The following is a 9726-nucleotide window of genomic DNA, read 5'->3' on the forward strand; positions in this document are numbered from 1 at the left end:
CTGTGTAGCGCGCAGCGCCTCTGTTAATGAATGCGAACCGAAACGCAGTTTCGCAGTCGCATGAAGTGTGCGTGGTAGTGGTTTTAATCTTTTTACAAAAAATAACCTGAGTCATCTACATAAGCATGTAACTTAATTTATATTCTGAGAAATTCTGACGAACAGCTCTCATTCACAGCCTAAAAAAAATGATTTAATTAAAAATTAAACTTTTTCTGATAAAGATGAATTTAAACAGCGCCAGTGATGATTTTTAGCTGCAGATCACGCCACTATTAAGCTATATAAATGGCCTACGTGATCCGTGTCGGAACAATCTTTGATCTTACTTGAATGATATCAAGCAGATGATACAGTGACTGTAGTTGCATGTTTTATTGATTATTTATAGTGAAAAGCAGTAGTTCAATCGAATCTTAGAGTACTAAAGGAAGTTTTATGGAAGAAACGCTTTTCAAAGGGAGAGTTCGAGGATTTACCCTGATTGAATTACTGATTACAATAAGTATGGTTATGATACTGTTAACTATTGTAGCGCCCTCATTTACAAATCTTGTTAACTCGAATAAGCAGCGCACCGCCAGAGATCTATTGATCAGTGCACTTAATACCGCTCAGCAGCAGGCTTTAAGTAAAAATATATCTGTCTATCTTTGTCCTACATCAAACGGATCTTCCTGTTCTACCTGGGCTAACAGCACTGGCTGGCTGGTCTATGAAGACAGAGACAGGGGGGATGATTTAGATGCTCCAGGAGAGATTATTATCAATCAGACGAGGGGTGATATAAGACGCATAACCAATACAACAGAGCTAATTAAATTTAACCCCACTGGGCATACGTCGGGTGCTATTGGTACCTTTACACTCTGCGGCCACTCCACAAACCAGTCCGGCTCGCAAATAACAATTAGCCAGACGGGAACAATCGAGTCTGCGGTAGGAGGGGGGTGTTAGTGCGTAATTTAGAAAAGGGATTTACCTTGCTGGAGATTCTTATCGCAATGTTGATTATCGCGGTGGGTATACTCGGACATGCAAAAATGCAGGTGAAATCGATGGATATTGGCCAGCGTGCTGGCTTTGCACAGATCGCAAATCTTGCCTTGTTGGATTTGTCGCAGCGTATACGTGTCAACCCAGAAGCGGCGTTTGATTCCACAAATTTGAATATTGGTACTCCGAACAAGTGTAGCAGTACTGTTCCTTGCAGTCGCGATGAGTTTGCCAAATATGAGGTAAAGGACTGGTATGATGATTTAAATGCACAATTACCACTACCCCAGTTTTCAATTGCTACTGCAGGTAACCTTGTCACAATTACTCTTGTTTGGGATGCTGCCAGAACGGGGGTCGCTAGTGGTGTTTGTGATCTACACAGTGGTAATTACCAGTGCGGGAGCTTAACTGTATGGCTGCGTTAAAATCAAAACAAAAAGGTTTCACCCTAGTCGAACTGATGGTGGCGATGACCCTGTCGCTGTCACTGCTCGCGGGGTTAATGTATTCCGTGTTGGGAGATATGCGTGCTTATGATAATACGCGGGGTTCACTGGCGCTGGTCAGTAAAGGGCGAATGTCGATGCAGCTGTTAAGGTTGTATATACAGCAGGCCGGATTTAGGGATTTTGCACAACTCCAAACTAATTTTGCGCTGCCCGTAGATACTTTGGGTGGCAAAAATTTGCTCGCAGGACAAAGTATACAAGGATGGAATGAGGTATCTAGCGATCCTAATGGTGTTACTGACGCTAAAGATGATTCGGATATTCTTGCGCTGCGTTTTTTAGGGGCGGCCAATGGGATATTTAGCTGTGATGGAACTGCGGTTACTGATACAACCAATGCTACTTCGCTGTTTATATTTGTGAATGACCATGATCAGTTGGTATGTCAAGTTGACGGTGGAACAGCAAACGTTTTGGGTGAGAATATTGAACATCTGCATCTGTTATATGGATTAACAGGCGCGAATTATCAATATTATGATGCTGATAATGTTCCAGATTGGACTGCAGTTAATCGCGTTAAAGTGAGTTTTTTAGTGGCGCAAAACGTCACCAGTAATCACCTGATAAATGGCAAAACCTATGATTTATTTACTCGGACAATCAGCGCGGCTAATGACACCCAATTCAGAAACGTAGTAACTGAAACTGTCTTGATTAGAAACTAGAGAGGTTAGCTTGAATTTTACAGATAGAAATCAACAGCGTGGCGCGGCATTGATAACTTCACTGGTGATTGTACTGGTGATCTCAGTTTTAGGCATCTCCATTGCTCGGCAGGTTATTACGCAAAGAAAAGTGAGCAGCTCCAATTATGATCAAATAGTTACCTTTGCCGATGCAGAGTCAGGACTTCAGGAGGGGGAAACTGTGGTGGAGGAGAACAAAAGTGACCTGCCTACCCTTTACGCGCTAAGCGGGGTGAAACAAGCTGCGTTTGTATCAAGTGACTGGTGGAAGACATCTGGACATTGGGCCAGTGCCGCTGAGGCAACTAACGGTGGGATCTCACTGCATGGTGGGCCGAAGTATATGATAGAAGATATGGGCCTTGATAGCTCTAATAGTCGGCGTATATTCAGGATAACGGCTACAGCGACAGGGGCGGGTGGTGCAGAAACCTTCTTACAAAGCCACTATGCAATTTTGGAGTAATAAACTAATGCGAGTTACACAGCAGGGATTTACCCTGATTGAGTTAATGATTACCATTGTCATTGTTGGTATTTTGGCATCTGTCGCTTATCCGAGTTATATGGGCAGCGTTAGAAAAGCCCGTCGCGAGGAAGCTAAAAGAACCTTGGTTGAAGCCGCACAGCAGATGGAAAATTTTTATGCGATGAATTTGACTTATGTAAACGCGAGTTCAGCTGTTAGCACTAACTCGGAGTTTGACAACTATTATTCATTGGCGTTTACCAGCATGGCGGCAAGTACATTTACAGTCACGGCTTCGCCAAAAACAGGGTCGCAAAGTACAGACAGTTGTGGTGATTTAACCCTTAACAGTCAAAATGAGACAACGCCTACTACCAGCGGCTGTTGGTAATCTACAAGGAAGACTATTTTGTTTAAATTAACATTAAATTTTACTGCCGCAGCTGGTTTGTTGCTTTCATTACCCGGCGCATTGGCTACTGATTTAGACTTGGCGACACAACCTCTTTTTACTGAAAAAGTATCGACGCCAATGATGATGCTGGTAATGGGCCGCGATCATACCCTTTATTATGAGGCGTATAACGACGCGGCAGATCTTGATGGTGATGGGGTACTAGATATAAGATTTAAACCCTCTATCAGTTATGATGGCTATTTCGATCCTAAGAAATGCTATGAATACAATAGGAATAATGACGTTTTTAAACCGAAAGAAGAATTAGATCATCATTCGGATGCCTGTTTAAATAACGCACAACCGTGGAGTGGTAATTTCCTTAACTACTTAACCATGACGCGCATGGATGTACTACGCAAGGTACTTTATGGTGGCTATCGTTCAACAGATAATGCGGGTAACACTAAATTAGAGCGTGTTTATGTTCCTCAAGATGCTCATAGCTGGGGAAAAGCCTATAAACACAGTGATATAGCTTACTATGATATTGCCGATTATACGCCTTATACAATTCCAGCTGATGGCAAACAGCATTTTTTTGGCACGGCTACATTCACAAGTGAAGATGAACCGCCTGAATTACGTGTGAGAGAAAATGTTAGTGTATCAGGAGAGCAGGGGATATGGAGTTGGGCGTCAACTGAAAGGCCTGTCCTTGCGGGATCCGTAGACACCGACCATAAGTTTGTCGTACGTGTTAAAGTTTGTATTACGGGTTTCTTGGAAAGCAATTGTAAAAAATATACCGTTAATGAAGTCGACAGTTATAAACCTACCGGTTTGTTACATGACTATGGTGATGATGATCAAATGCTCTTCGGTTTGTTAACTGGTAGCTATGACAAAAACCTTTCCGGCGGTGTGCTGCGTAAAGCGATTAGTAACTTTTCTGCAGAAGTCAATGATAACGGTACTTATGACAACACAATTAATGGCATAGTCGCCACTATTAATAAACTGAAAGTTCACGGTTTCCGATATAGTGATCATGGTTATGCGACCAACTGTGGCTGGGTGACAGATGGTCCTATCAGTGATGGTCAATGTGCCTCTTGGGGAAATCCAATTGGTGAAATGCTCTATGAAAGTTTGCGCTACTTCGCTGGTACGACTTCCGCAAGCCCAACTTATAACACATCAGGAGGCTATGATGATGGACTAGGGCTGCCTAATGCAACATGGGATGACCCCTATGCAGCGGGTAATGGATCTCGAAAATGTTTAAATGCGACTAATTTGGTCATCAGTGATATTAATCCCTCTTATGATTCCGACCAGTTACCTGGCGCCAATGTTACATTTACGAAACCTTACAGTGGATCAACATTAACTGGTTTTAATCTCAGCACACTGCTAAATACTATTTCTGGTGGCGAAGATAAAACATCGGGTGAATATTTTATCGGTCAATCAGACAGCAATAAAGACAATGCTCCTACTGCAAAAGAGATCAAAGGTTTGGGAAATATTCGCGGATTAGCACCGGCGGAGCCAACCAAAGAGGGCAGTTATAGCTCGGCAGGGGTTGCTTATTTTGGTAAGACTGAAGATATTAGCACTCAAACAGGCAAGCAAGTGATCAATACTATGGTCGTTGCAATGGCCTCTGCCCTGCCTGAAGTAACGGTTGATATTGATGGGGAAAAAATTAAAATAGTGCCTTTTGCTAAGTCTGTTGGTGGCTCCGGAGTTAATTCTGCAAAAACTGCTTTTCAGCCGACCAATACCATAGTTGACTGGTATGTTGAAGAGATATCTACAACCAGAGGAGTGTTTCGCATTAATTTCGAAGATGTTGAGCAGGGCGCGGATCATGATATGGATATGGTGGTTAAATATACCTATGAAGTGAAAGCCCTCTGTTTTGCATACAAAGATAATGATCCTACCAAAGCATGCGAAACATCTAAAAAAGGTGTAGAAATATCACTCAATTCTACCTATGCGGCTGGAGGTATTGATCAGCATGCAGGATATATTATTTCTGGTACAACCAACGATGGCCTCTATTTGGAGGTAAAAGATCAACATGGAGGCGATGTAGAGTATTACTTAGATACACCGGACACATCTGACTATCGAAATCGTGATATTTCGGGAAATGACGACGATCTTCCATTTATTGCCACACGCAACTTCTTCCCAAGTGTAAATGTAGCTGCAAATTTCTTACCTTCACCGCTTTGGTACGCGGCTAAATGGGGGGGGTTTAAGGACAGTGATGATGACAGTATTAATGAAGATGGCAAACCCAATATTCCTGCAGAGTGGGATAGCGATGGAGATAACGTGCCTGATACCTACTTCCCGGTAACTAATGCCGGTGAATTAAAGTCACAGTTAGCTCAAGCATTTGCTAGCGCTTTTGCAACGAATGGCTCAGCATCTGCTGCGGTATTCAACAGCCTCATTCTGACGGCAGGAACATTGCAGTACCGCAGCTATTTTGAGTCTGCTAGATGGAGTGGTGATGTTAAGGCCTATACTGCAGACGGAAACTACAACTTCGATCCGACTTCTGGCTACAAATGGAGCGCAGCCGAAAAGCTGGATGTTCTAGATCGTCACACAACACGTAATATATTTAGTCGCCAGAGTGCTGCTGGCGCAACCTTTGTATTTAAAGAACCGGATGCAACAACGGCTGGAACAGACGACTATACGCAAGATCAATTGGATCTGCTCTTAGGTGGTTATACAGGTAGTGATCCCTTGAACTACTTGAAAGAAGTGGTTAATTATATTCGTGGTGATCGAGATAATGAGACTCCACCTTCGAATAACCCGATGCGTGTACGTGACTCTGTGCTTGGCGATGTTATGCATGCAGCCCCCTATTCGGTTACAGCAAGTAATGGCCATCCTGTAGACAAAGAGGTGCTGGTTTTTGGTGCCAATGACGGCATGGTGCATGTTCTGAACGTGGACGATGGCGAAGAACTAATGGCTTACATCCCCAGTGGGGTCTATGACAAATTGGCTAATTTAGTTAGCCCAACTTATACACATCAATACTCGGTTGATGGGGGGATCACAGCTTATACAGATGAAAATGGAAAAACCACTCTGGTCGGTACATTAGGCCTAGGTGGGAAAGGGCTTTATGCAATCGATGTATCTAATATGACCACGCCAGCCACAAGCATGATTAAGTGGGAAATTACCCCTGATATAGCCGATTATAGTGATTTAGGCTTTACGGCAGCAGCGCCGACGATTGTGAAGCTTAATAATGGCGAGATCGGTGTTATTTTTGCCAATGGTTACAATTCAGCGAGTGGCGAAGCAACGATTTATATTGCTAATCTTACTGATGGCAGCTTAATTAAGAAACTCACCACTGGAACGACAGTCGCTGATGACCCTGCTGGTCGCGCTAATGCGATGGCAAGTCCCGCTGTGTTACATAGTAATAATGATGGTAAAGCGGATTATATTTATGCTGGCGATCTGTATGGCAATATGTGGGTCTTCGATATCAAACATAAAACAGATCTGAATGAATGGAAGAATAAAAAAACTGACGGCAAGCCGTTATTTAAAGCAACCAGCCCAACTAGAAATGCAACAGATACAGACTATTTATCTCAGCCTATTACAACGCAACCACAATTATCCTATGTCATTGACCCCGTTGTCGCTGCTAACTCGTATGTGCTGGTCGCATTTGGTACGGGCAAGTATATTGAAAAAAGCGATGACAGTGCAACGAACCAAGCAACGCAGAGTTTTTACGTTATTAAAGATAAATTGAATACTAGTAACATAACTAGAGTTAGAGATTCCAGCACAACTCAGTATAGTAATCTAGTTGCGCAACAGATCTTAAAAGAAGAGAATAATAAACGTCATTTAACGGCTAATGTTTTTGATTGGGATGACGACGATGGTTTTTACCTCGATTTGGTTAATACTAAGGGTGATTCCACGACTGCTGGCAGCAACACGGACAATGAAGGAGAGCGACAAGCCACGAACAGTGCGCTGGTGGGAAATAAAATATTTTTTACCACCATACTGCCGGATAATGATGTGACCTCCTGCACACCAGGAGGGGGTAGCTGGTATATGGCGCTAGATTTGAACACAGGAACAAGCTTGGGCAGCGGAGGGAAAGAAGCTGATCCAACTATACCTGGTGATGAAGCAAAAGATACTTCTGAAGATACCACTAATGATAACTACGATGATAAGGTAGCGGTAGGTGTGAATGCTGTCTTGGATGAGAAGGGTGTTCTGCATGTGGTTACATGCTTCGACGATGGCAGTTGTGAAACGCATATTTATGATGATGGTTCACCTATACTTGGACGTATTTCTTGGCGACAGCTTTACTAAATATGCTGTGCTAGTTTTTTGAATAGATGACAAAAAGGGTAACGCAGGTTGCCTTTTTTGTTCATTTCTCTGTTTCAGGGGGGAAAGTGTAGGTATTACTCTTAGAGCTATTCATAATAAAACTGTCAATTTTTCATTCTATTCATTAAACTTTTTTTCATTATTGAGCGTAAATAAGCAATATCATGGTAAATCGTTTGTGGTTTAGCCCCTGCAGCGAGTCTGTTTTTGCAATGCTCAATCAGGTCACTGGTTCTCAGTGAGTTACTTTGGATATTAGCAATGCCGCAATCACTAAGCATCTTAATAACATATTGCTTAGTTCGCCCGGTGTTATCCCAAAGAAAGCGATCATTCATAAACTTATCAAGCAGATCACCAATCAAACAGGTTTTATGCTTATTAACGGCAAACTTTTGCAGCTCTTGGGTTATGTTTTTTCCCCAAGATATTGCGAGCTCTTTCTTTTTGAAAATCTTGGCTTCTCTGTGTATGATTGAGCCATTCTTTTTAACCACCACGCTGGCTTTAAAACGCAGTTCACTATTTGCGAGTGTGCGGGTCTGTATTGAAAATGAGGCCATTTGTCCTACTCCATCGAGGCGTACATAAGGCGTACTGTAGAGCGAGATTGAACATAATTCAACGCAAAGCTAGCATATAAAAAACGAGCAAAACCAATGACAAACCCAGACCGCGCCAGTGTTTACCCATCAAACCGCTTCTCCATTGCCCCGATGCTTGATTGGACTGATTTTTAGGCTGTAAATGCCTTTCTAAGCCCCAAGGGGTGCTATAGGGGTGCTGTGTTTTTGAGGGGTACTCAAAAGGGACTTTAAGGAAAACTATCTTCATACTGTTTTTTATTTTATGTTATCGCTCCAATCACCTGCATTACCCCTCAATTTCAAAGCTAGTATCCAGATATCTCTTATGATTCCTCCCCAACATATTTACAGCTGCATTGTTAATTTTGTATATGTAATATATGCATTAAAAATGGCAGTGGTCAATTACATAATATGTGGCTTACTCAAGACGGGAGTTGAGGGGGATGAGGATATTTCATAAGTAACTATAAAATGAATCTATGGTGAGACCGCTCAATATATTGTGACAAAAGTTCAAGATGAGTCATGATAATTACTTTATGATATTAAATATTAGTAATGCAGGGGGGCCTGAAATTATTATCTTATTTGTTAAATTAATCTGTTATGTGCAATCGGAAAAAGGAATTAAAACATTATGTCGCAACATATTTTGATTGAACACGCCAAAAGAAAGCCATATTCATCTTCACCAGAAATGCCACAAGGTTCTTACTTCGATACCGCTAAAGGATATTGGATTTCTGAAAGTGAACCATTAGTATCACCGGGTTCAAAATATGGTGCCTTAGTATCAAAAAAATGTGACCAAGAAACAGGCGAGGATCAAAAAGGGGAATGAAAGTAGATATTCTAGTTGTATCAAGCATATATGATTTCTCGACAGACCTTGTTGTACAGGAATTAGAAAAACGTGGAGTTAGTTATTTTCGACTTAATAAAGAGGATTTTTCAAATTACCGTTTAACTATAGATATAGAGAATAAATCACTTGAAATAATAGCTGAAGGAATAAATTATGAAGTAACATCTGAAACAAAATCTATTTATTATCGCCAGCCCATTTTTTTAAGAAACACTCCCAGTTATTCACTTACTGTTGATGAACAGTTAATACGTAGTCAGTGGATGGGATTTTTAAGAAGTTTAACAATTTTTAATAACGCTCGTTGGTTAAACCCGCTTGAAGCAACATACCTAGCTGAAACTAAAGCTTACCAATTATGTGTGGCAAAGGAAATGGGTTTTGATATACCAAAAACACTAATAGGTAATAATGCGAGTAGATTTCATACCTTTGATAAACAAGTAATAATAAAATCTTTGGATACTATTTTACTCAGAGATGCTGAAGATTGCTTGTTTACATATTCAACAGTTAAAAATGTTAGTGAGCTTACAGACAGTAATTCAGCTGCCTCTCCTTTTACTGTTCAAGAGTACATCTCACCTAAAATAGACCTACGAGTTACTATCATTGGAAATATGTTATGTGCGGTAAAGATAACATCTAAAGGAATAGGTATTGAAGAAGATTGGCGCACTGTGGAACGTGAGCAAGTTGAATATACTCACATTCAGTTGCCAGAATTAATAGAGCAGTTCTGTTTCAAACTTCTGAAACGTTTGAATCTAAATTTTGGTGCAATAG

Annotated in this window: 9 protein-coding genes; 8 read left to right on the plus strand and 1 reads right to left on the minus strand. The window is 41.3% G+C overall.

Going from position 1 to position 9726, the window contains the following annotated elements; all coding sequences use genetic code 11:
- The first annotated feature begins 438 nt into the window (after positions 1 to 438).
- The 6 genes from KSO91_RS14205 to KSO91_RS14235 are packed head-to-tail and all read left to right on the plus strand — an operon-like array spanning position 439 to position 7464.
- Positions 439 to 957, plus strand: coding sequence for a GspH/FimT family pseudopilin (locus tag KSO91_RS14205; RefSeq protein ID WP_238743695.1), 519 nt, complete (start codon positions 439 to 441; stop codon positions 955 to 957).
- Positions 951 to 1424: a type IV pilus modification protein PilV gene (pilV, locus tag KSO91_RS14210; protein ID WP_238743696.1), complete on the plus strand. Its 474-nt coding sequence runs from the start codon at positions 951 to 953 to the stop codon at positions 1422 to 1424. Before KSO91_RS14205 ends, pilV begins: the two co-directional genes overlap by 7 nt.
- Complete coding sequence (locus KSO91_RS14215) at positions 1412 to 2176, plus strand: PilW family protein (RefSeq protein ID WP_238743697.1); 765 nt, start codon at positions 1412 to 1414, stop codon at positions 2174 to 2176. Before pilV ends, KSO91_RS14215 begins: the two co-directional genes overlap by 13 nt.
- Before the next feature lie 10 nt (positions 2177 to 2186).
- Positions 2187 to 2663, plus strand: coding sequence for a pilus assembly PilX family protein (locus tag KSO91_RS14220; protein ID WP_238743698.1), 477 nt, complete (start codon positions 2187 to 2189; stop codon positions 2661 to 2663).
- A 7-nt stretch (positions 2664 to 2670) separates the two neighbouring features.
- Positions 2671 to 3057 (plus strand): type IV pilin protein, encoded by a 387-nt coding sequence (locus KSO91_RS14230; RefSeq protein WP_275114004.1) that lies wholly within the window; start codon positions 2671 to 2673, stop codon positions 3055 to 3057.
- A gap of 18 nt (positions 3058 to 3075) precedes the next feature.
- Positions 3076 to 7464 carry a pilus assembly protein gene (locus KSO91_RS14235; protein WP_238743699.1) on the plus strand — a complete coding sequence of 1463 codons (4389 nt, stop codon included), beginning with the start codon at positions 3076 to 3078 and terminating at the stop codon, positions 7462 to 7464.
- 125 nt (positions 7465 to 7589) lie between these two features.
- On the opposite strand, the gene KSO91_RS14240 is transcribed toward KSO91_RS14235, so the two are convergent.
- Entirely contained in the window at positions 7590 to 8048 is a 459-nt protein-coding gene (locus KSO91_RS14240) for a hypothetical protein (RefSeq protein ID WP_238743700.1), read from the minus strand.
- Positions 8049 to 8712: 664 nt separating this feature from the next.
- On the opposite strand from KSO91_RS14240, the gene KSO91_RS14245 reads away from it, so the two are divergent.
- Positions 8713 to 8916, plus strand: coding sequence for a hypothetical protein (locus KSO91_RS14245; protein WP_238743701.1), 204 nt, complete (start codon positions 8713 to 8715; stop codon positions 8914 to 8916).
- The coding region (locus tag KSO91_RS14250; protein WP_238743702.1) for an ATP-grasp domain-containing protein at positions 8913 to 9726 on the plus strand (814 nt) is incomplete at its 3' end. The genes KSO91_RS14245 and KSO91_RS14250, both read left to right, overlap by 4 nt.

Source organism: Psychromonas antarctica (assembly GCF_022267535.1).
GTDB lineage: Bacteria > Pseudomonadota > Gammaproteobacteria > Enterobacterales > Psychromonadaceae > Psychromonas > Psychromonas antarctica.